This window comes from Nodosilinea sp. LEGE 07088 (assembly GCF_015207395.1).
GTDB lineage: Bacteria > Cyanobacteriota > Cyanobacteriia > Phormidesmidales > Phormidesmidaceae > Nodosilinea.
This window is the reverse complement of record NZ_JADEWX010000123.1, coordinates 1-19,228: the sequence shown is the minus strand read 5'-3', so window position 1 is coordinate 19,228 and position 19,228 is coordinate 1. Positions and strand designations below refer to the sequence as shown.

23 protein-coding genes and 1 other RNA gene are annotated in these 19,228 nt (G+C 54.2%); 14 read left to right on the top strand and 10 right to left on the bottom strand.

Annotated features, from left to right (window positions below; translation table 11 throughout):
* Both IQ254_RS21770 and IQ254_RS21765 read right to left on the bottom strand, forming a co-directional pair.
* Positions 1-1,283: cation:proton antiporter (locus IQ254_RS21770; protein ID WP_193968256.1), on the bottom strand; the 1,283-nt coding region annotated here is incomplete at its 3' end.
* Between the two features lie 236 nt (positions 1,284-1,519).
* Positions 1,520-2,110: an HD domain-containing protein gene (locus IQ254_RS21765; RefSeq protein ID WP_193968255.1), complete on the bottom strand. Its 591-nt coding sequence runs from the start codon at positions 2,108-2,110 to the stop codon at positions 1,520-1,522.
* A 25-nt stretch (positions 2,111-2,135) separates the two neighbouring features.
* On the opposite strand from IQ254_RS21765, the gene ffs reads away from it, so the two are divergent.
* The 3 genes from ffs (at position 2,136) to IQ254_RS21750 (ending at position 3,283) form a co-directional block, all read left to right on the top strand.
* Positions 2,136-2,232, top strand: an RNA gene (gene ffs, locus IQ254_RS21760) — signal recognition particle sRNA small type.
* A 153-nt stretch (positions 2,233-2,385) separates the two neighbouring features.
* On the top strand, positions 2,386-2,745 hold the full coding sequence (locus IQ254_RS21755) for a phasin family protein (RefSeq protein ID WP_193968254.1): 360 nt from the start codon (positions 2,386-2,388) through the stop codon (positions 2,743-2,745).
* A gap of 4 nt (positions 2,746-2,749) precedes the next feature.
* Positions 2,750-3,283, top strand: coding sequence for an apolipoprotein A1/A4/E family protein (locus IQ254_RS21750; protein ID WP_193968253.1), 534 nt, complete (start codon positions 2,750-2,752; stop codon positions 3,281-3,283).
* Between the two features lie 55 nt (positions 3,284-3,338).
* Here the strand turns inward: IQ254_RS21750 and thiD are convergent, their stop codons facing one another.
* The 4 genes from thiD to IQ254_RS21730 form a co-directional block, all read right to left on the bottom strand.
* On the bottom strand, positions 3,339-4,166 hold the full coding sequence (thiD, locus tag IQ254_RS21745) for a bifunctional hydroxymethylpyrimidine kinase/phosphomethylpyrimidine kinase (RefSeq protein ID WP_193968252.1): 828 nt from the start codon (positions 4,164-4,166) through the stop codon (positions 3,339-3,341).
* Positions 4,166-5,299 (bottom strand): cell division protein FtsZ, encoded by a 1,134-nt coding sequence (gene ftsZ, locus IQ254_RS21740; RefSeq protein ID WP_193968258.1) that lies wholly within the window; start codon positions 5,297-5,299, stop codon positions 4,166-4,168. The genes thiD and ftsZ overlap by 1 nt, the downstream gene beginning before the upstream one ends.
* Positions 5,300-5,768: 469 nt before the next feature.
* Complete coding sequence (locus IQ254_RS21735; RefSeq protein WP_193968251.1) at positions 5,769-6,623, bottom strand: cell division protein FtsQ/DivIB; 855 nt, start codon at positions 6,621-6,623, stop codon at positions 5,769-5,771.
* Positions 6,624-6,729: 106 nt separating this feature from the next.
* Positions 6,730-7,161 carry a hypothetical protein gene (locus tag IQ254_RS21730; RefSeq protein WP_193968250.1) on the bottom strand — a complete coding sequence of 144 codons (432 nt, stop codon included), beginning with the start codon at positions 7,159-7,161 and terminating at the stop codon, positions 6,730-6,732.
* A gap of 388 nt (positions 7,162-7,549) precedes the next feature.
* Between IQ254_RS21730 and psaK the strand changes: the two genes are divergently transcribed.
* Both psaK and IQ254_RS21720 read left to right on the top strand, forming a co-directional pair.
* Positions 7,550-7,810, top strand: coding sequence for a photosystem I reaction center subunit PsaK (gene psaK / locus IQ254_RS21725; protein ID WP_193968249.1), 261 nt, complete (start codon positions 7,550-7,552; stop codon positions 7,808-7,810).
* 157 nt (positions 7,811-7,967) lie between these two features.
* The gene (locus IQ254_RS21720) at positions 7,968-8,288 is read left to right on the top strand and encodes a TMEM14 family protein (protein WP_193968248.1); all 321 of its coding nucleotides are present in this window, start codon (positions 7,968-7,970) and stop codon (positions 8,286-8,288) included.
* A gap of 58 nt (positions 8,289-8,346) precedes the next feature.
* On the opposite strand, the gene IQ254_RS21715 is transcribed toward IQ254_RS21720, so the two are convergent.
* Positions 8,347-9,342 carry an S-layer homology domain-containing protein gene (locus tag IQ254_RS21715; protein ID WP_228040973.1) on the bottom strand — a complete coding sequence of 332 codons (996 nt, stop codon included), beginning with the start codon at positions 9,340-9,342 and terminating at the stop codon, positions 8,347-8,349.
* A 126-nt stretch (positions 9,343-9,468) separates the two neighbouring features.
* On the opposite strand from IQ254_RS21715, the gene IQ254_RS21710 reads away from it, so the two are divergent.
* From IQ254_RS21710 to IQ254_RS21690, 5 genes are all read left to right on the top strand, one after another.
* Positions 9,469-10,404: a nucleoside hydrolase gene (locus IQ254_RS21710; protein WP_193968247.1), complete on the top strand. Its 936-nt coding sequence runs from the start codon at positions 9,469-9,471 to the stop codon at positions 10,402-10,404.
* 42 nt (positions 10,405-10,446) lie between these two features.
* A complete protein-coding gene (locus tag IQ254_RS21705; protein WP_193968246.1) occupies positions 10,447-11,034 on the top strand; it encodes a hypothetical protein in 588 nt (195 codons plus the stop codon).
* A 39-nt stretch (positions 11,035-11,073) separates the two neighbouring features.
* Complete coding sequence (locus tag IQ254_RS21700; protein ID WP_193968245.1) at positions 11,074-11,385, top strand: BMC domain-containing protein; 312 nt, start codon at positions 11,074-11,076, stop codon at positions 11,383-11,385.
* Between the two features lie 135 nt (positions 11,386-11,520).
* On the top strand, positions 11,521-11,868 hold the full coding sequence (locus IQ254_RS21695) for a carbon dioxide-concentrating mechanism protein CcmK (RefSeq protein WP_193968244.1): 348 nt from the start codon (positions 11,521-11,523) through the stop codon (positions 11,866-11,868).
* 235 nt (positions 11,869-12,103) lie between these two features.
* Positions 12,104-13,090 carry a hypothetical protein gene (locus IQ254_RS21690; RefSeq protein WP_193968243.1) on the top strand — a complete coding sequence of 329 codons (987 nt, stop codon included), beginning with the start codon at positions 12,104-12,106 and terminating at the stop codon, positions 13,088-13,090.
* Between the two features lie 192 nt (positions 13,091-13,282).
* Here IQ254_RS21690 and IQ254_RS21685 read toward each other — a convergent pair whose 3' ends face one another.
* The 3 genes from IQ254_RS21685 to IQ254_RS21675 all read right to left on the bottom strand — a co-directional run bounded on the left by IQ254_RS21685 (position 13,283) and on the right by IQ254_RS21675 (position 14,975).
* Positions 13,283-13,648, bottom strand: a complete 366-nt coding sequence (locus IQ254_RS21685; protein WP_193968242.1) for a hypothetical protein — start codon at positions 13,646-13,648, stop codon at positions 13,283-13,285.
* Between the two features lie 741 nt (positions 13,649-14,389).
* Positions 14,390-14,665, bottom strand: coding sequence for a DUF86 domain-containing protein (locus tag IQ254_RS21680; protein ID WP_193968241.1), 276 nt, complete (start codon positions 14,663-14,665; stop codon positions 14,390-14,392).
* Positions 14,655-14,975, bottom strand: a complete 321-nt coding sequence (locus IQ254_RS21675; RefSeq protein ID WP_193968240.1) for a nucleotidyltransferase family protein — start codon at positions 14,973-14,975, stop codon at positions 14,655-14,657. The genes IQ254_RS21680 and IQ254_RS21675 overlap by 11 nt, the downstream gene beginning before the upstream one ends.
* A 153-nt stretch (positions 14,976-15,128) precedes the next feature.
* On the opposite strand from IQ254_RS21675, the gene IQ254_RS21670 reads away from it, so the two are divergent.
* The 4 genes from IQ254_RS21670 (at position 15,129) to IQ254_RS21655 (ending at position 19,035) form a co-directional block, all read left to right on the top strand.
* Positions 15,129-15,332: a DUF433 domain-containing protein gene (locus tag IQ254_RS21670; protein WP_193968239.1), complete on the top strand. Its 204-nt coding sequence runs from the start codon at positions 15,129-15,131 to the stop codon at positions 15,330-15,332.
* Positions 15,333-15,417: 85 nt separating this feature from the next.
* Positions 15,418-15,630 (top strand): hypothetical protein, encoded by a 213-nt coding sequence (locus IQ254_RS21665; protein ID WP_193968238.1) that lies wholly within the window; start codon positions 15,418-15,420, stop codon positions 15,628-15,630.
* 848 nt (positions 15,631-16,478) lie between these two features.
* Entirely contained in the window at positions 16,479-16,712 is a 234-nt protein-coding gene (locus IQ254_RS21660; RefSeq protein WP_193968237.1) for a hypothetical protein, read from the top strand.
* A gap of 331 nt (positions 16,713-17,043) precedes the next feature.
* Positions 17,044-19,035, top strand: coding sequence for an EAL domain-containing protein (locus IQ254_RS21655; protein WP_193968236.1), 1,992 nt, complete (start codon positions 17,044-17,046; stop codon positions 19,033-19,035).
* The last annotated feature ends 193 nt before the right edge of the window (positions 19,036-19,228 follow it).

Here is a 19,228-nt window from a genome sequence, read left to right as displayed (position 1 = left end):
GTATAAGAGACAGCCCGCCCATAGCCCGCCACAATCACGTGGTTGCTCAGGTCTTCGGGCACCGACAGCAGGGTGGGTTCCTCCGCCTGGATCAGGTAATCTTGGAGCACTGGCAGCGCGTGGAGCCAGTCCGCCACGCGGGGGGCCAGGTTAATCCACAGGGGGGTAAGCATGAGGGAAATGGCGATCGTGCCCAGCAACAGCGAGTAACGCTGCTCAGTAATCAGCCCCATTTCTAGACCCACCAGGGCCAGCACAAAGGAAAATTCGCCGATTTGATTCAGCCCAAAGCTGGCCTTGACCGCTGTTTTGAGTGAATAGCCAAAGCCCAGCACAATGGGCAAAATAACCAGCGCTTTGCCCACCATAATCAGCGCCACCAGCTCCAAAATTCTGCCCAGGTTGTGAATGATTAAATCGGGATCGATCAGCATGCCAATGGAGGCAAAAAACAGGCAGGCAAAGGTGTCGCGCAGGGGCAGAATTTTGCCCAGAGCCTGGTCGGCGGAGTCAATTTCAGAAATCATTAGCCCCGCAACGAAGGCCCCCATGGCAATGGACAAACCCAGTTTAGAGGTCACCCAGGCGACGCCGAGGCAGAGGGCCACGACCGTGAGCAAAAATAGCTCGCTGCTCTCGGTGGCAGCAATGTGCTGAATCAGGCGGGGCACCACCCAGCGGCCCAGGGCGATCGCCCCGGCCAGAAACAGCAGAAATTTTAGTGCCGCTACAGCCAGTGCTAGTTCCAGGGCATCGGGCTGGTTGAGCACGGGTAAGACCGCCAGCATCAGGCCCAGGGCAATATCTTGGGAAATCAGCAGGCCCAGCATCACCTGGCCATGCACGGTGGCGGTTTCGCCGCGATCGGTGAGGGTTTTGAGCACCACCGCCGTGGACGACAGCGACAGCACCAGGCCGAGAAAGATGCCTTGCAGGGGGGAGTTGGCGGTGCCCGACAGTAGCGAGACTGAACACACCAGCAGGGTGGTCAGGCCAATTTGCAACAGGCTGCCCTGGATTGCGATCGCCCGCACCCGCTTTAGTTCCGTCAGCGAAAACTCGACCCCGAGGGCAAACAGCAAAAAGGCGATCCCCACCTCGGCTAGAGCCTGAATTTGCTCGACATCGGTTTGTAGCCCCAAGCCAAAGGGGCCGATAATCAGCCCGGTCATCAGATAGCCTAAAAGCGCTGGCTGCTTGAGTCGGTGGGCGATATATCCGCCCATCGCAGAGCATCCCAGCGCCAGCGTCAGATCGAGGACAAAATTCGGTTCAGCGGTCATACAAGCACAATAGAGCAGAGAAGCGCCTAAAGAACCCCCAACCCCCGACTAGATGTCGCCGGGGGGCTGAGGTAACGCTGGGAGGGCAGAGAGAGGGAACTGGGCAATCCAGCGGAGCCCGCTTACCGGTAAGCCAAGCATTGTCTCTATTGTTACTAAAAATGGCGGGTTGTGCCGTCGATTGCGGGAGTGCGTCGTTCGTGGTTCAGAGCGCTATAAAAGTCCCCGATAGTTAGTTAAGCCGTGAGGTAGCCAGCCGTTATCGAGGCATCAATGATATCTAGCACCAGGGGCCATAATTCGGGGGCACCCTGCTCTACAGGGGCCATGCGCGTCATCACCTGGGCGCGGCTGATGCCGTGCTGCTTCCAGGTGCCGCCGCCGGTTTGCCAGTTGTGCAGCAGCGGCTGAATGCGATCGAGGGATGCCGCAAAGCGAGCAGTTGGGGTGGTTTGGGCTTCAAACTCGTCCCAGAGTTGGCGGAGTCGTAGACCTTCGGGCGCTGGCAGTAGGCCAAAAATGCGATCGGCGGCCTGACGCTCGCGTTCGGCTTTATCGTCATGGCCAGCGGCGTCGTAGCAAAACGTATCCCCAGCATCGATTTCCACCAGGTCGTGGATGAGCACTTGCTGCATTGCCTGCTGTAGGTCTACTCCACGGGGAGCATACTCGGCCAGCACTAGCGCCATCATGGCCAGGTGCCAGGAATGCTCGGCGCTGTTCTCGCGGCGGGAGGCATCCATCAGCTGGGTCTGGCGTAAGACCTGCTTGAGGCGGTCGATTTCGACTACAAACGCGATTTGTTGCTGCAGCCGTTGGTGGGTCATGGGAGGTTAGTGCTATGCTAGAGGTGACTCGGACCCATGCGGTCTCAACGCCCAAATCATGTCAGGACCGGAAGGTAGCAGCATTACGGGATGCTTGTGACAGGCGTGGACTCCGGGTCTTTTGCGTTTTGGCCGCTTGCTCCATCTCATCTATTTGCCCATAGTCGGATGGTGACGGGTTTCCCTATCATAAGGGCGGCTTTGCCCCCCTGGTTATTCAGTCGCTGCTGTCGATACGCTAGATCAGTATGCCGAATAAGAGGAGGCCGCTGGCTATGGCTGGTTTCGGAGATTTAGTTAAAAAAGCCTTTTATCTGGGGGTCGGAGCCGCCTCCTACGCTGGTGAGAGGGCGGGCGATACCCTGAAGGATTTGCAATCGCAAACCCAAGCTATCGTCAACGAGCTGGTGGCCCGAGGCGAAATGACGGCGGAAGAGGCCCAGCGTCTGGTCAACGATATGGTGAATCGTGCCCAGGATGCGGCGGCAGTTTCCCCAGAGTCACTCCCTCGGCCAATCGAAATTTTGGATGATGATGCGCCGAGTCAGGCCGATGCTCAAACTGAAACCCTGCGTGCTCAAGTCGCCGCGCTGCGTCAAGAGCTAGACAACCTGAAGCAAAAGTCGAGCAGCTAGCCCCATGGATGACTGGTCTAAGCAATTTTTGGATGCTGTCAGTGGCGCGGTCAATGATCTAACCCAGCAGATGGCCGACAATACAGAGCGTTGGCTAGACAGCATGACTGAGCAGCTAGCTAGCGCTTCAGAGACGCTGGTGCAGGTGACGGATGAGTGGGCTGAGCAGGTGCAAGCAGCGGTAGATCCTGAAATCGATCGCGTTGTGAGCGAGCTGAACCAGGTGCTAGAGCCGTTTCAAGTTTCTTTTAATGCTCAATTGGATGACGTCGTCGATCAGCTCGATGAGGTACTGAGCCCGTTAGTCTTAGGATTGTCAGGCCTGGATCAGTGGTTTGAGGAGGCGTCAGGGCCTATTAACAGCACCCTAGAGCCACTCCTACAAAATTACCCAGCCTGCGTCGGCTGCCGCAATTTCTATGGTCAGGCTTACGGGGGTAATACCCTAGTGTGCGCTATGCACCCCTACGGCCCCGAGGAAGAGCGCCATTGCGCTGATTGGGAATCGGTTTGGCCACCGTCTTCGAATGATGGATGACGGTGTAGATCGCCCGGTACGGATCTCGCTGATCAGTAGCGTTGCCGGGTATATCCTAAGGCTGACGGGTCAGCAGCGGGAAAAAGTGACCAACGGGGCCTTGACCTTGACCGATCGCCAGGGCGTGCTTGAGGGCATTAGTCACATAGTCTTTGGCAGATCTGACGGCGGTCAGGGGATCTTTGCCCAGGGCTAGATGGGCTGCGATCGCAGCCGATAGCGTGCAGCCGGTGCCATGGGTATGGAGGGTATCGACAGGTAACGTCGTGAGCACCGCTGCTTCCTGCCCGTCGAACCAAACATCGGTACCGCGCAGGTCGTGGGTCATGCCACCCCCCTTCACCAGCACTGCTGCCGGGCCGAGCCCATAAATTTTGCGCGCGGCGGCTTTCATGTCGGCTAGGGTTGAGATCTCTAACCCGCTCAGTAACTGGGCTTCATAGCGGTTGGGGGTGAGAATCTGGGCCTGGGGAACTAGGCGGCGAGTCAAGAAGGTGACGGCATCATCGTCAATGAGTTGGGCACCGGTACGCGATACCATAACTGGGTCTACCACTACGGGCACGGGGTTAGACAGCGAGCTGAGAGCTGTCGCTACCGCCTCAATAATGCCCTGGTTGAGCAGCATCCCGGTTTTGATCGCCTGTACACCAATATCCTCGACGACGGCGTTGAACTGGGCCACAACGGCCTCGGGCGGCAACGCATCTACCCGCGTCACTCCCAGAGTATTTTGGGCGGTGACGCAGGTCAGGGCACTGGTGCCGTGGACACAGTGAAACGAAAATGTGCGCAAGTCAGCCTGAATACCAGCGCCGCCACCACTGTCAGAACCAGCAATGGTGAGAGCCACTGGCCAAGCAGAACGTTCACCTATGGACATTAGCGATTGTTGTTGGGCCGCCGCCGCTGCAAGAACTCAGGAATATCTAACCCGGCACCGAGACCGCTGCCGCCACTGCTAGCCGGGGGGGCAATGGGTGGGGCCGATAGACTGCGCTTAAAGGGGGTCACGCGAGCCACCTCTAACTCAGGCTGAGCCGCACCTTGACTATTAAAGCCAGTGGCGATGACGGTAATACAGACTTCGCCCTGCATGCGTTCGTCAATGACGGCCCCAAAGATAATGTTGGCATTGGGGTCAACCCCCTCATAGATAATTTCGGCGGCCGCGTTGACCTCGTGAAGGGTGAGATCAGCCCCGCCTGTGACGTTAAAGACGGCTCCAGAAGCGCCGTCGATGGACGACTCTAGCAGAGGCGATGAAATGGCGGCGATCGCGGCTTCCCTGGCCCGCGATTTTCCAGATCCTGTGCCAATGCCCATCAGGGCGGTTCCGGCATCGGCCATGACGGCCCGAACATCGGCAAAATCGACGTTGACTAGGCCAGGGATGGTAATAATGTCAGAAATCCCCTGCACGCCCTGGCGCAGAATATCGTCGGCGGTACGAAATGCCTCCTGTACCGGCGTTTGCTCTGAAATCACCGAGAGCAGTTTGTCATTGGGAATGATTATCAGCGTATCCACTCGACCCTGAAGGGCGGCAATTCCCTCATCGGCCTGGTTCATGCGGCGACGGCCTTCAAACGTAAAGGGGCGGGTGACGACGCCGACGGTTAAGGCTCCCGCTTCTTTAGCGACCTCAGCGACGATCGGGGCCGCCCCCGTACCCGTACCGCCACCCATGCCAGCGGTGATAAAGACCAGGTCAGACTCTTCGAGGGCCGCCGCAATTTCTTCCCGTGATTCTTCGGCGGCTTTTTGCCCAATGGCCGGGTTACCCCCAGCCCCTAGCCCCCGGGTCAGCTTTTGACCAATGTGTAGGCTATTGGTCATGTGGGTGTTGTCAAGCGCCTGAGCATCGGTATTAACCGACCAGAACTCAATGCCGGCGAGGCCACTGCTGATCATGCGATTAACGGCGTTGCAGCCGCCGCCGCCAACCCCAATAACCTTAATGCGAGCGACACTGTTGGGCAAAGCCGTGTTGTTGGTGTACGTTTCTCCGGGCATAGCGTTGGCATTATGGGGTTGACTGGAGTTAAGCTCGTCGCCAGGGGTAAACGGGTTAGACGGGCTAGCAAAAGCATTTACAGCATTAGCTGAGGGCCGCATATCGGATGACACAGTGTCAGCTTGGTGAGATGAGTAAGACTCATGATCAGCGTTGCTGTGGCCAGCACCGTTGCCTTGAGGGTCATCGGGGAGCATAGCGTTGGAGGCTGTAGACAATATTAATTACTCATACTAGATAATCGAAGATAGCACCTAAGTCCTAAAAATCTAAGCCCCGGCTAATTCTAGACAACTATAGAGTACTTCGCTCGAAAAAAACACATCACCTTGGCAAGTCTTAAACTACCTGATTTAGCCCCTGGAATCAGGATAGGACCTGCCTCAATCTGAGCTATGGGGGTCACGCCGAGCAGCAGCACCATCGTTTCGGTGGGGGAAACTTAGGATCGTAACCCTGTCACTAGGGCTAGTTGCCGCTATCGGTAGGCGATTCTGCGGCATCTGGAGGGGATGTCTCAACCACAGCGACGGAGGGAGCATTGGGGTTGCTGAGGTCGATGCGAGCCACCTCAGCGGCAGCGAGTTGGCTCGGCAGGTTTCTCATCTTGTCGAGGGTGGCCAGTTGCTGCCCTAGAGCGGGGGAATAAGGGCCCAGATAAACGGTGCCCAGTGCGGTTTCTAGCACGAGGTTGTTGGGGTCGTGCCAGTTGAGCTCACTAATGGCCACTGGACTCGTGCTAATTGTCTCGTAGATTTGTGGCCAGTAGCGCTGGTATTGAGGTTGAATGCCACGAATTTCTAGGGTGGGGAGCTGGGGTGAGGCGCTGCCCAAGCCAAAGCTGCTCAAGGGCATCCAGGCTCCATGGGCATCGAGAAACCCGGCCTGGAGGTACTGGGTATGGGTGCCCTCGGCACTATCGCCGGGCTCTACTATGGCTACTGGCACGCGCTCTTGCACATGCACATTTAGCCTTGGGGGCAGTAGCTGTCGGGTGACGGTAGCGGTAACAATCGGGCCGCGATCGCGGAGTTGTCGGGCCAAAACCTCAGGCTCTACCTTCATCAGCGGCTGGGGATAGCTCAGCGGCATCAGGGATTGCACCATCTCATCGCTGAGTAAATGGTTGCCGGTCACATTGATCTGCCTGGGGGTATGAATCAACCACACTGGGCGGGTGACCCCCCAAAAAATAGCGGCTGTGAGCCCAGAAAGAGCCCAAAACCGCCACAGGACTTGGATAATCAAAACTCTCCGACGACGGCGCAGCGATTGTCGGCGGGTCTGGAGGGTGTCGCGAGAAAGAGAAGAAACGCGGGTCATGGCATTGACAGTGGGGACGAGGTCAGCCCAGAGCTGGAGATTTGCCACAAAATGCGAGTGCGATCGGATCGAGAGGGCCAAAACTGCCGCTATTTCTGGTCTGCCTTCAGGCTGATGCCGATTTTAGCGCCTGTAGAGATTCCTGCAACGCTTTTTCCCAGCGCTGGGCTAAATTGCTTTCTGTAAAGGGAATCCGGTAGGTTTCCCCGCTGGCTGTAGCCAAAACTAGATCCACGTTGCCCTTGGCCTGGGGAGCGGTCTCATCTACCGAGACAGCTTGGCCGTTGATCTCCAGCCTCAAGTCGGTGACTGACGTCAGCGAGAGCTGGGCGAGATTGACGGGCCCCTGACGAGTAGGTTGCCCCCAGGTCAGATCGTCGCCTCGCTGCCCCAACATCGATTTAATGTCGTACTTACTGCGGTCAAACTCGGTGGCCCAGGCTTCGTAGGCCTGTACCTTTTGGAACTCATGCCAGCCTGCCCAAGCTAAACCAATAAACACCCCCAGCAGGGGTAACCATAGCAGTCCTCGTTCCATAGGATGGGGTCTATCTACCTCAAGAGTTAGGCGTCAGGCGCAGGGCGATCGCGCCTACACAACCATGACTGGATCTTACCCGCTAGACGAGGGTCGTGACCCGTCTACAACGTACCTAGATCACAGCCATCCTCAAGGTCTTAAGAGTATTCCACCTAAAAAACATCCCGATCAGGAACGCGAACTCGGCTCACTGGGCCGGTCGCGGAGAGACACCGGATAGGTATTTAGTTGGAACACTCTAAGGCTGACTGTCCTCGGTACCTGAATCGATACTGTAGATTGTAAAGTCTTGCAACGGCTATCGACAGAATTTCCTGACTCCATGAAACAGTGGGCCTAGGCAATTGACGTTACCATTCAATACATTTTTACGGAGGCTGGTACATTGGCATTCTTACCGATTTTGGCCGCAGTTCCAACTACGCTCACCTGGAGTCCTAAGGTGGCCGTCGTGATGATCGTTTGCAATATTTTGGCTATTGCCCTGGGTAAGTTCACCATCAAGTACCCCAGCTCACCGCCAGCGATGCCCTCTCCTAACCTTTTTGGCGGCTTTGGCCTGCCTGCGGTACTGGGCACGACGAGCCTTGGTCACCTGCTAGGGGCCGGCGTTATTTTGGGCATGGCTAATCTAGGCGCTCTATAGGTCGGCTAGGTTTTGTCATGGCATGTTCGACGGTGAGGATGTTGGTTGATTAGCTGGCATCCTCACTGTGTTTGGGGATGGGGTCAGTGAGCCGGTGGGCTTGTGCTGCGATCAAAACCTCGCTAGCCTGGAACTGTTTTGATGTCCCCAGGTCACTATGCCAACCGGAGCTCTCTACGCGATCGCCTATGCGGCCCTTTCTGCAATCGGCGGTCTGATCGGCTATATCCAAGCCCGTAGCCAGGCCTCACTAGTGAGCGGGCTAGTGAGTGCGCTGCTGCTGTTGGTGGGGGCGTGGCTTTGGCAGGCAGGGGTCGCTGGCGGTGCTGGCATGGCCATGGGCGTCACGGCTGCCCTAGTGATTATTTTCATTCGTCGCTGGATGCAAACCCGCAGGGCTATGCCAGCCGTCATCATGATTGTGGCGGGGGTATTGGCCTTTGTCGGCATGGGGTTTTCCCTACTGGGAGGCCAATAGTCGCTGGCTGAAGACTGGCCCCATAGGTCGGTGATCTCGGCATTGCCTAAAACTGCTTTCAAAGAGAATTTTCAGAGTCCCCCGCGCTAGATGAGCCGGCGCTAGATGAGCCAGAGGACGAAGTAGGTGCCTTGAGCAAATCTGCTGCGGAAACGCCCTCGGTTTGGTTGCCAAACCGCCACAGGGCGGCGATCGCTTCGGCCTGGGTGACGCCCTTCTGGGGCTGAAAGAGGGTGGTGTAGCCAAAGGCGCGGCGAATATTGGCAAAGTCACCGTTTTGGCTGTCGGCCAGTACGGCCCGCAGAGCCAGGGGTTCAATTTTGGCCACATCCTGAAAGCCCCACGTGCTCGTCACCGCATCAGCTGTGGTCGTGGGCAGTGGCGTGCGCAAGTCCAGCGGGGTCTTCCACAGCACCAGGGTTTCGCGGGTGAGCGGGGCATCAGGGCGAAAGTTGACGGCAGTGGTGTTGCCGGTTTTAGCACTGGGAATAATACCCGCTTCGGCTAGGCCCTGAATGGCCGCAAAGTTGGGGTGGGTGGCAGGCACATCCTGAAACGCAGCCTCGGTGCTGGCGGTGGCGGGACGAATGCGCTTCGCCGGTACGTCCTGATAGAATCTATTGTTGGCGGCGAGTAGCCAACGGGCAAAGTCGCCCCGAGGGATGGGCTGGTTGGGTGCCAATTTGGGCTTGGTTGCGGTGCCATTGGCGTTTTGACTAGCCGCTGGTTCAACCATTTCCAAAGCCAGCCAATCTTGCACGTAGGGCCGCAAATCGTCGGGTACCTCGTTCAATATCGCCGTGGTGCTGCTGACGCGCGGGGGCGGGCTGGTTGATTCGGTGCTGCTAGATGTGGGAGTTGAGGCCGTCAAATCGGTTGTTTCAGGCGGTTCGGGCTCCGGATTTTCTGGGGTTTCTTCGCTCAGCCCGGGGCGATCTTGTAGCTGCGGATCGGCCTCCAGGGATTTTTCGAGGGAACTGCCCGCACAGCCCGTGACCAGCAGCAGGCTGAGCCCAGATACCATGAGAGTCTTAAGATGCAGCGCAGCAGACAAAGGAACAACCTCCTGAAGAGTAGAGTTCGTAGCAAAGCGGCTACAGAACCTGATACCTAGATTTTAGAATAGCCCCACCCACCCCTGTTAGATCGGCTGTGCCACCCCCTGTAGAGACCCCTTGCCATGGCTGCTCGACCGTTGATCATTGACTGCGACCCAGGGGTCGATGATGCGATCGCCCTTTTACTGGCCTTGGCTAGCCCCCAGGAGTTTGACCTGCTCGGTATTACTACCGTGGCCGGTAATGTACCCCTAGCCCTCACCCAGGCCAATGCCCGCCGCATTTGCCACCTGGCCCAGCGCACCGATGTGCCGGTATATGCGGGTTGCCCGCGCCCGCTGCTGCGCCCCCTCACCACTGCCGAAGACATCCACGGCAGCACTGGGCTGCAGGGGGCCGTGCTGCCCTCACCTACCCTGCCACTGCAAGCTCAGCCCGCCGTTCCATGGTTGATCGAACGCCTCACCACAGCGGCGGCTCCCATCACCCTTGCCACCCTCGGCCCGTTGACCAATCTAGCGGTGGCGCTGATCCAATGCCCCGATATTGCCCAGGGGATAGAGCAGGTGGTGATGATGGGCGGCTCCTTGGGCTCGGGCAACGTTACCCCTGCCGCCGAGTTCAATATCTATGTCGATCCCCACGCGGCTAAGGTCGTGGTCGAGGCTGGGCTGCCCCTCACCATGATCGGGCTAGATGTCACCCACCAGGTGGTCACCACGGCCGCTCGCCTCGCCGCTTTAGAAAAGCTAGGCACCCCGGTGGGTCAGGCCGCTGCCGGTATGCTGCGCTACTACGGCCAGCTCGACTGCGATCGCCACGGCCTAGAGGCGCCGCCGCTCCACGATCCCTGCGTGATTGCCTACCTGCTGCGCCCCGATTTATTTACGGGACGCCCCATGGGGTTAGCGATTGAGACCGAAGGCACCCTCTGCCTTGGCCGCACCGTCGCCAATGCTTTCCCCACTGCGCTTGCTCCGGCCAATGCCCTCGTCATGGAAACCGTCAATGCTGAGGGCATCTATGCTCTTTTGACAGAACGGCTAGGGAAACTATAGCTGGGCACAAAACTCCCCCACCTGGGTTGATAAGATAGCCCTATGAGCTACACCACCGAACAACTCCTGGAGTTTCTGGATCAGGAACTGCGTGCCACCTGGAAGGGCGAGCGGGTGGTGCTCTCCTCCGCCGATCGCCTGAATAATCCGGTAATTTCGAAGGCGATCGGGGCCGATAAGCTCAGCAAAGTATTTGCCATTCAAGACTTTCGTGCCCAGATCCACGCCTATCAGCACCAGCACGGGGTGTCGGGGCTGGTGTGGCATACCTGTCGGTTTGGCGATCGCAGCATTCGCTGTCCTGAGCTGCACCCCCAGCTGATTGCAATCCCGGCGGATAAAGCTGCCCTAGTGGCGGCCCGACAGGCGGTGATGGCGTTTTGGCGACAGTCAATTGAGGGGCTATGCCTGTGGGTCGCTGGCAGCCAGCCCCAGCCGACGACGCTGGCGGCGGTGGAAACCTTGGCGGCGACTAGCGAATGGGCTGAACTGGCGGCTACGCGCACCGAGCTATACCTCAGTCTCTGTTGGGGTGATCCCAAAGATTGCCACTGCGATTGGGCTAGGCCTGAGTCGGGCTGCGATCGCATTATCGCCACCGCCGGAGAACCCAGCGGCATCAAGGTATAGTTGAGAGTTGAGTAGCGCAGCCATTTCCTAGGAGCCCCCATGGCCATTGCCGTTGGCGTCATTGAAACCCAGACCTTTCCTGCCGTGCTGGCCGCCGCCGATGCCATGGTAAAGGCGGGAAATGTCACCATTTCGGTGCAAGATCGTTCCGAGAGTGGGCGGCAGTTTGTGGTGGTGCGCGGCCTGGTCGCTGAGGTCAAGCGCGCCGTAGAAGCAGGCCTAGTGGCTGCTAACGCCTGCCCCAACTTAGCCGAGGTCACGACCCACGTAATCATCCCCAACCCCACCGACAATATCGATGCGATCTTGCCCATTGGCTTTACCCCCGCCTCAGAACCCTTTCGGGTATAAGCTCTGCCGGGTATAAGGTCTACTATTACAACCCACCCACAGTCTTTAATAAATCGACACGGCGCGATCGCGACCACCGCCCCGTACAATGAAGGTTGAATTTTTTACCTACAAAGCTTTCTCAGGAGTACAACCATGCCACAGGCTGTCGGGTCGCTCGAAACCAGAGGGTTTCCCCCGGTGCTAGCCGCCGCCGATGCGATGGTCAAAGCAGGGCGTGTCACGCTCATTGGCTACATTCGCGCCGGTAGCGCCCGCTTTTGCATCAACATTCGTGGCGATGTCTCCGAAGTCAAAGCCGCCATGGCCGCTGGGGTAGAGGCAGCAGAAAACACTCCCGGCGGTATTCTCGAAACCTGGGTGATCATTCCTCGCCCCCACGAAAATGTGGTGGCGGTGCTGCCCATCGACTTTAACGAAGAGACCGAAATCTACCGTCAGGCCGTCGAGCAGCCTATTTTGCCGGGCTCTATGGGGCGCTAGAGTAGACTTCTTATCTGGCAAATAGAGCGCCATCTGGTAGAGCTCTAGCCCCGCAGCATTAACCTCCAGAGCATCGGTACAGTATGGCCAAAAACCCGGTTTCTTGGTCACTGCCCTAACGGCATGACTGGCATTCTGGCCGAGAAACCGGGTTTCTGTACCGGCGTTCTAGTGGTAGCGCGATCGCTCGCTAGGTGATAAATGTAGCTTGTAAGCCGTGATCCCCGGCATCGTTATGCCTGGGCCTAAAATACTGAACCACATCTACGACGCCCCGTTAGACAGTCTCCTGAGCTATGGCGATGGCAAATGCTCTGGCCCAAAAGGCTGGCCTAACTACGTGCAAGAACTCGGGCTGACCGCAGAGCATATCCCAGGCTTCATTCAAATGGCTCAGGATGATCAACTGTGGAGCTTTTTCTTTGAAGACCCTGACGACCTTGACGATGAACCCGCTGGAGCAGGCGCATTAGACCCCGATATCGCTCTGTGGGCACCCATCCACGCCTGGCGGGCGCTGGGGCAGCTGCGAGCCGCCGAAGCGGTTAAACCGCTGGCTCAAGTTTTGCAACAGCGCGATATTGACTGGTGCTGGGAAGAGCTGCCCGACGTCTTTGGCTTGATCGGGGCCGAAGCGATTGATCCCCTGGATGAACTGCTGTCTGCCGACGACATTGACTACAAAAGCAAAGTTACGCTGTCGTCTGGGCTGACCTACATTGCCCAAACCTTTCCCGACCAGCGCGATCGCTGTGTAGAGGTGCTCACCCGTCAGCTCAGCCACTACGACAATCACCATATCTCAGTCAATGGGGCGCTGGTGCTAGCCTTGTTCAAGCTCAAAGCTATAGAATCCACTGCGGTAATGGCGGCGGCCTACAACGCGAAGAAAGTTGATGAAATGTTTGTGGGCTCCTGGCCCAGGATTCAGGTCGATCTTGGGCTCAAGCAGGCGTCAGACTTTACCCCCGAGGAGCTATCTATTCACTACACCCCTGAGCAAGAAAAGCTCATGGCCAATATTCGTGCCTATGTCAATCGGCACAAGCCCAGTGCTGCCGAGCTGGGGCTACCCATAAAGCGAGAGGCTTTTGGGTCCGATAAGTCCACTGAATTTAAGGATATTGCGGCCCAGTCAGGCTCCCAAAAATTGCCGAGCAAATCTGGCTTTGGCGATGGGGCCAAAGCCAGCCGCAAGAAGGGCAAAAAAAAGCAGCGATAACAATGGGAATACCCCTATCGCCTCATCTATTAAGCTTTATCTAGGTAACGAAATCTGATTTGCCTGTAGAAATCCCGTAGGATGGGCACCGCCCACCAGTTTCAGCATTAGCCAGAGAGAACAAAACGAAAGAGGCGATCGCACCATGCCATGCGATCGCCCCTCAGATAGATTGAGTTCCAGGCTCAGCCCCTAAGCCACTGACTGCTGACCGGGCGCAGGCTGGCTAGTCCGCCGCCGCTCAGACCGCCGCTTGCCACCGGCCATCTCGTACTCAGAGCTATTGCGGCCATAGACCACGGCTACGGCATTCAGCATCCTTTCGGACTTTTCGGCCAGGGCTTTTTCGGCGGCTAGCATCTCGTTATAGAGCTGATCGACGGTGGAAAGCAGCTCGTTGTATTTTTTCTGGCGATCGCGCAAATCGTCAATATCAGCCCAGAATGAAACGAGGGTCATGCCGTTGCCCATGTCGAGGTTGGGTTTGATGGATCCCATAGCGGCAGCGCGGCGCTCTGCTTTTTGTAAGGTGGTAGATGTCCGTTTTGCACGAGCCATGATGGTACTCCCTCCTTGGGAGTTGGAATAAGAGGTTGGAGGAGCTGACCGGGTGATCAACTTGCGGTCAGAGTTGACGCCGCAGGTTGCAAAACCAGCCAGATAGGCTGAGGGGATATAGAAGCTTGATGCAGAGGGCGCGAACTCTTCAAATGGGGCCAGGGAATCTCTGTGGTTTTTCGCTTAGTCTCTTGAGAAATAAAAAATAGTCGTGGCGGTTTGGGCTGCACGTTGTATGGGCTAGGTATTAACGCGGATAGGGTATGGGTTAAGCTCTACTGATACCGAATCCGATCCACAAAACCCCAATTCAAATCTGACACCTCGTAAGGGCATTGCACTGCAATGCCCCTACAAACCGGGGTACACAGATAGGATTTGGTATGAGAACTGGTTAACGACTATAGAGAACTACTTTGCCATTAGGCAGAACTGGTTTGTCGCTATAGAGAACTCGTAATCGGCTAAATCGAACTGTTTTGCGCTCAAGCAGAACTGGTTAGCCGCTACTGAGAACTCATAAGCGGCTACAGAGTAGGCGTTAATCTAGTTTGCTTATGTCTTAAGCCTTGAGGCATAAGCGTTAGCGGGTGAGGAGAGGGCGATCGCGGCCTAGAGTTACTACATTCAGCAATTGTCCACAGCGCTCTCTGATTAAGCGAATGGGTACTAACTATCGGCAGCACCCATTAGCGCGTCAACGTCGCTAATAAGCCTGGGAAGGCTGGTCTGAACGATATCCTAGACCACAGCGTCAGACACGGCCCCGTAACTGTGGGTCAGAAGGTTGCGAAAGTCTACGATTTTGCGAGCTTTGACTATTTGGCGCTCTAGATCGGGCGATCGCCGGATGGCCTGGTTCAAGGCTTCTCCAATGGTGATGAACTGTCGCTCTACAGCCGATTGCAGCATGGCATCAGCGCGATAGTTGTCGAAGGTTTGACCCGCGACAAAGGTTTGAATTGCTTCGCCTGCCGCTTGGATATCGTAAAGATACCGCTGAACCTCAATGTTCATAGATAGTCTGGCGATCGGGGGCGATCGCTCGCAAGAAGTAGGGATTCTTGGCTGCGTTTAGATCAATTAAGTCCACTGGACGGCCCAGGGTAGCAGATAGCCCTTGCTTGAGGCCAAAGAAGCGATCGGCGGCACCCTCGGGGGTATTAGTAGCAAACTCGACTAGAAAATCAAAATCGCTGGTCTGGGCATCGAAGGTGGATCGGGTGGCGGAGCCAAAGAGGTCGAGCCGAGCGACCTGGTTCAGGCGGCACAGTTCTGCGATTTGAGCCTGCTTATGTTTGACTAATGCAGCGGCTGTCGTGTTCACAGCTGTTTTTTGGGTTGAATGGGGTCTATTAACTGTCTGCAGGATGCTCGAGAAAGCCCTATCGTATCTCGGCTGTGTGCTGTTAGTGGTCTGCGAACCATCCCAGGTCATTGACGGTACGATAGGGGGTAGGCTCGCACTGGGAAAGGGTGAATGTCACAAGACACTGCGATCATCAGTACATCACCTGAGGTAATGGGTGGAACGCCTGTGTTTGCAGGTACCCGAGTGCCTATCACCACGCTGTTTGACTATCTCAAGGCGGGTGAGTCGGTGGACGATTTTCTGGAGGGCTTTCCGACGGTAAAGCGGGAGGCGGTGGTTGGTCTATTGGAAGCAGCGAGTAAGCAACAGTAGTCGTATTAGAGTAACGGAACTGAGGCCATACTCGGGTTAGCCTTTGATATGGGCCATTGAGATTTGTTGTAGTGGGGTTTAAGCAATGGAAGACAGTCTCACAATTCCACTTACACCAGAACTCAGGGCGGCGGTAGATCGTCTGACTGAGACCGAGGGGCTATCACCGGAGGGGCTGGTGCAGAGGGCTTTGCAAGAGTTTGTCTTTGTGCATCAGTTCAGGTCGCTGCGGGAGCGGCTTTTGCAAAAGGCGCAGGCTGACTATACTGACGATGACATCTTTGAGATGGTGTCATGAAGCTGATATTAAATACCAATTTGGATCGCGGGTGATGTAGCCTGCATCGTCACAGGTGATAAGGATCTGCTGACACTCGGCATGTTTGAAACCGTCGATATCCTGCTACCCAGAGATTTTGCAGGTTATGAGGATCGATCAGCTTCTAATTAAAAGTGGCAGCAACGGGTTGTTATGTAACCTGAGTTCGGGATAAGAAATTTTCCTGCTAAAGCAAGCTTGCTGTCCCCTCCTGGGAGGGGTAGGGGTGGGTCAATCGAGGCTATCGGCGGAACTTCACCGTATTGAGCCGATTACTCTCTGGAGCAGTTTTGACCCACCCCGCCCTCCGGGCACCCCTCCAGAGGAGGGGACGGCGTTATCCCGAATTGAGGTTATGTAGCAACTGAATCGAGTGGTGGGCTTTGCGACGGCGAGAGGAGCCTTGGCTTTGTTTGTAAACCTCGGGGCATCGCAGGCTGAATCGGGCTTTAATGCATCTCCATCGAGATGAGAAATCGGCATCCCCTTTGGGGAGAGTCCAAATGCTGTGGATGTGATCGGGCAAGACGGCGATCGCATCAATTGCGAAGGGAGACTCGGCTTTGACGGTGTGAAAGGCTTGACGGAGTAGGGTTATGGGTAAGCGTCCCTAGAACTATGCTGGCTGAGCGAAGTCGAAGCCAAAACCCACCAGAGATATCCTCTTCGACTCCTCTCAGGGGACGGTTACGGCTATGGTTTCGTCGCTGCGAAATATAGGTTGTAGGTGACGAGGGTGAAAAAGTAGGTTGCCCCTGGGGTTTTGGCGCGGCGGTAGTGCATAGCGTGGTGGAAGATGCATGCGCTGAGGGTAGGCTGTTTGACGAATGAAGTATCAACCGCCCCAGGATGTTTGCCTGTCGCGGCAGCAGGAGCGAGAAAGCGATGGATGGCAACGGCGGTTTTGGGAACACCAAGTTCGTGATGAGGCCGATTGGGTGAGGCATTTGAATTATTTGCACTACAACCCGGTGAAGAGTGGGTCGGCGAGGTGCCCGTACCAGTGGGAGTTGTCGAGTTTTCGACAGTTTTTGAGGGAGGGGTTGGATGTGGAGGAGTGAGATGGGTGGTGGGCACTGACCACCCTACTTCTGTCCTTTGTGGAGTTTAACCGTGTGCCAACAGAATGATTCCCCGCACTGAAGTGGTCAGGTGGTCACGATGCACCCAGGGTAGTGATTGACCCAGCCAAATATTCGAGGCATTGTAGAGGGGGAAGTTTTTTTAGAGAGTTAGCGCTTTTGAGTGGCGTCTAAGCTTAGAGCGCTACTCCCCCTTGATCCCTTCAATTGCCGAAACTACGACGGGCACCTAGCTATCTACAATCAACTGGCAATCAACTTTTGTCAGTCAACCAGTTTCCCAGGTTCAACTCGAGAGGATATTTCCATAATGAAGCATGGTGTGAATTTATTCTATTCTTACGCTCAGAAGGACGAGTCATATCGGGAAAAGCTGGAACAACACCTGATTGTCTTAAAGAGGCAGGGGACTATTAAAGACTGGCATCATCGGAAAATTGAGGCTGGAGTAGAGTGGGCAAATGAAATTGATGACTATTTAGAAAAGGCTCAAATTATATTACTGCTGGTGAGTTCAGACTTTCTTGCATCTGATTACTGCTATGAAGTCGAAATGAAGAAGGCACTAGAAAGACATAATTCAGGAAAGTCAATAGTCATTCCAATCATTATTAGACATGTTGATTGGAAGAAGACTGATTTTGGTATGCTCAAAACCCTACCTAGCGATAACCGACCATTAAGTTTATGGGATGATGAAGACGAAGCCCTCTTAGATATCAGCATGGGCATCCGATCTCAAGTAGAGAGAATCAATAGAAATTCGGCTTTAGAAAATGCTTCCTTAGAAAGTGAAATTAGTGAAGCGTTATTTGATTCCAACAACGTAAAATCTTTCAGACAGGTTGGGCTCCCAAGTGCAATTGAGAAGTATGATAGTATCATTGACGATCTTCTGAAATGTCTTCAAGAAGCAAATATCCCTAATAAAGATTCAAAAAAAAGCTCACTTAAGGCAATAGAGACTTTTTTCTCAGCAGACATAGTTTATCTCAGCAGGCAAAACCTTGATTTTGTTTTGGATGAAGAGAAGAGTAATGAAATTTTTCAATCTGTTTTAATTGACAGGCTAAATGCCGAACTGAAATCTAGATTCAGCTCAATCTGGACTGATACAAAGGCGTCTTGTGTAAAGCTAGATTCAAGCACTCAAGAGAGGAATATTCTTTACCGAATGACTTGCATTCCAATACAAATATTCGAAGAAAGCAATTCTAATCGACGTCTTGAAAACGTATCTCTGGTAATCATACAATCTGACAAAACACTAGAAATCCTAGATGATTTATTAAGCTTGGTTGTAAAGGCAATTTTCATAGGGACTAAGGGGCTTCAAAACTTCTCCAAATCAAACAACGAGCTAAGAGCTGATGTTTATGATCTCATAAAAAGAACATATGGGCATGTTGGCGACCGCATGTATATTGAGAGGTTTAATTTTTTCAAAGAAGAGCTTAAAACGCTTCGAATGCTTTTTGAACCGATAGTTTTCTTCGAAGAAATCACTCAAAGCATTGATGTTTGGGGCTGGGAAGCATTGGCAAGAGACAAAAAAACCGAGCAAACACCAATTAATATATTTAGAACTGCTGAGTTGTGGGGTGTTCAATTCCAAACAGAGCTTGATTTGGTTTGCCTGGAAAATTCCATCAAAGCATATAGCAAAGCTATGGAACAGGTTTCTAAGGCAAATTCTAAGGATGGGGGTTTTAAGATAAGAGCAAAAGATGTTAATCCGTTGACGATAAATGTGTATCCTAATACTTTGCTGAGATCTAGCTACCGACAAAATATTGAGAGGCTCTTACAGCAGAATAAAATATCAGGTCGAAAATTGATACTTGAGATTTCGGAAAAAACATTGCTTTCAGACTCATATTTCGGTGAGGAAGAAAGAAAACAATACATAGAAAACTTCACAGATATCATGGGCGATCTGAGAGATAAGCTGGGGGTTTCTTTCGCAATAGACGATTTCGGTGTAGGTAACTCGTCTATATCTCGCCTAATTCAACTTATGCCTGAATATGTAAAAATTGATAGAGACATCATTCTCGCTGAGGCTTCCATGGCAAAACAAATCATTAAATCTATTAATGGTGTCAGAAAAGATAATCGGTCTGTTTGGAAAGTCATAGTGGAAGGCTACGACGCAGAAAGCAGGATTTCACTAAAAGATATTATCGTTGATGCAAAAGTCGAACTTGTTCAAGGATATTACCTTTCAAAAGGCGATTTTACTATCAAGACTAGATTGAGTAATCCAGACTACCAAAAGCTTGCTCAAGACTTATGTTGGTAAACACAATAAATAGTTGATCAAAGAAAAATATTCTAGTACTCTGAGGCGGAAATAGATCTACCGTTTGAGACTGATCAGAATTTTGTGTAAGCGGTCTAGAATCCCAATAACTCAGGAGACCGCATCATGGTACGCAAGAAGAAAGAACCAAACCGCATCGATGACATGCTGGATGATCTCTTGGCGGACTGCC

Excerpts from the sequence above, each read along its gene's own strand:
- IQ254_RS21665 (WP_193968238.1), top strand. The coding sequence starts at position 15,418 with ATGGAAGACAGTCTCACAATTCCACTTACACCAGAACTCAGGGCGGCG.
- IQ254_RS21755 (WP_193968254.1), top strand. The coding sequence starts at position 2,386 with ATGGCTGGTTTCGGAGATTTAGTTAAAAAAGCCTTTTATCTGGGGGTC.
- thiD (WP_193968252.1), bottom strand. The coding sequence starts at position 4,166 with ATGTCCATAGGTGAACGTTCTGCTTGGCCAGTGGCTCTCACCATTGCT.
- IQ254_RS21705 (WP_193968246.1), top strand. The coding sequence starts at position 10,447 with ATGAGCTACACCACCGAACAACTCCTGGAGTTTCTGGATCAGGAACTG.
- IQ254_RS21720 (WP_193968248.1), top strand. The coding sequence starts at position 7,968 with ATGCCAACCGGAGCTCTCTACGCGATCGCCTATGCGGCCCTTTCTGCA.
- IQ254_RS21700 (WP_193968245.1), top strand. The coding sequence starts at position 11,074 with ATGGCCATTGCCGTTGGCGTCATTGAAACCCAGACCTTTCCTGCCGTG.
- IQ254_RS21660 (WP_193968237.1), top strand. The coding sequence starts at position 16,479 with ATGAAGTATCAACCGCCCCAGGATGTTTGCCTGTCGCGGCAGCAGGAG.
- IQ254_RS21695 (WP_193968244.1), top strand. The coding sequence starts at position 11,521 with ATGCCACAGGCTGTCGGGTCGCTCGAAACCAGAGGGTTTCCCCCGGTG.
- IQ254_RS21710 (WP_193968247.1), top strand. The coding sequence starts at position 9,469 with ATGGCTGCTCGACCGTTGATCATTGACTGCGACCCAGGGGTCGATGAT.
- IQ254_RS21735 (WP_193968251.1), bottom strand. The coding sequence starts at position 6,623 with ATGACCCGCGTTTCTTCTCTTTCTCGCGACACCCTCCAGACCCGCCGA.
- IQ254_RS21690 (WP_193968243.1), top strand. The coding sequence starts at position 12,104 with ATGCCTGGGCCTAAAATACTGAACCACATCTACGACGCCCCGTTAGAC.
- IQ254_RS21670 (WP_193968239.1), top strand. The coding sequence starts at position 15,129 with ATGTCACAAGACACTGCGATCATCAGTACATCACCTGAGGTAATGGGT.
- ftsZ (WP_193968258.1), bottom strand. The coding sequence starts at position 5,299 with ATGCCCGGAGAAACGTACACCAACAACACGGCTTTGCCCAACAGTGTC.
- IQ254_RS21655 (WP_193968236.1), top strand. The coding sequence starts at position 17,044 with ATGAAGCATGGTGTGAATTTATTCTATTCTTACGCTCAGAAGGACGAG.
- IQ254_RS21750 (WP_193968253.1), top strand. The coding sequence starts at position 2,750 with ATGGATGACTGGTCTAAGCAATTTTTGGATGCTGTCAGTGGCGCGGTC.
- IQ254_RS21730 (WP_193968250.1), bottom strand. The coding sequence starts at position 7,161 with ATGGAACGAGGACTGCTATGGTTACCCCTGCTGGGGGTGTTTATTGGT.
- IQ254_RS21680 (WP_193968241.1), bottom strand. The coding sequence starts at position 14,665 with ATGAACATTGAGGTTCAGCGGTATCTTTACGATATCCAAGCGGCAGGC.
- IQ254_RS21685 (WP_193968242.1), bottom strand. The coding sequence starts at position 13,648 with ATGGCTCGTGCAAAACGGACATCTACCACCTTACAAAAAGCAGAGCGC.
- IQ254_RS21765 (WP_193968255.1), bottom strand. The coding sequence starts at position 2,110 with ATGACCCACCAACGGCTGCAGCAACAAATCGCGTTTGTAGTCGAAATC.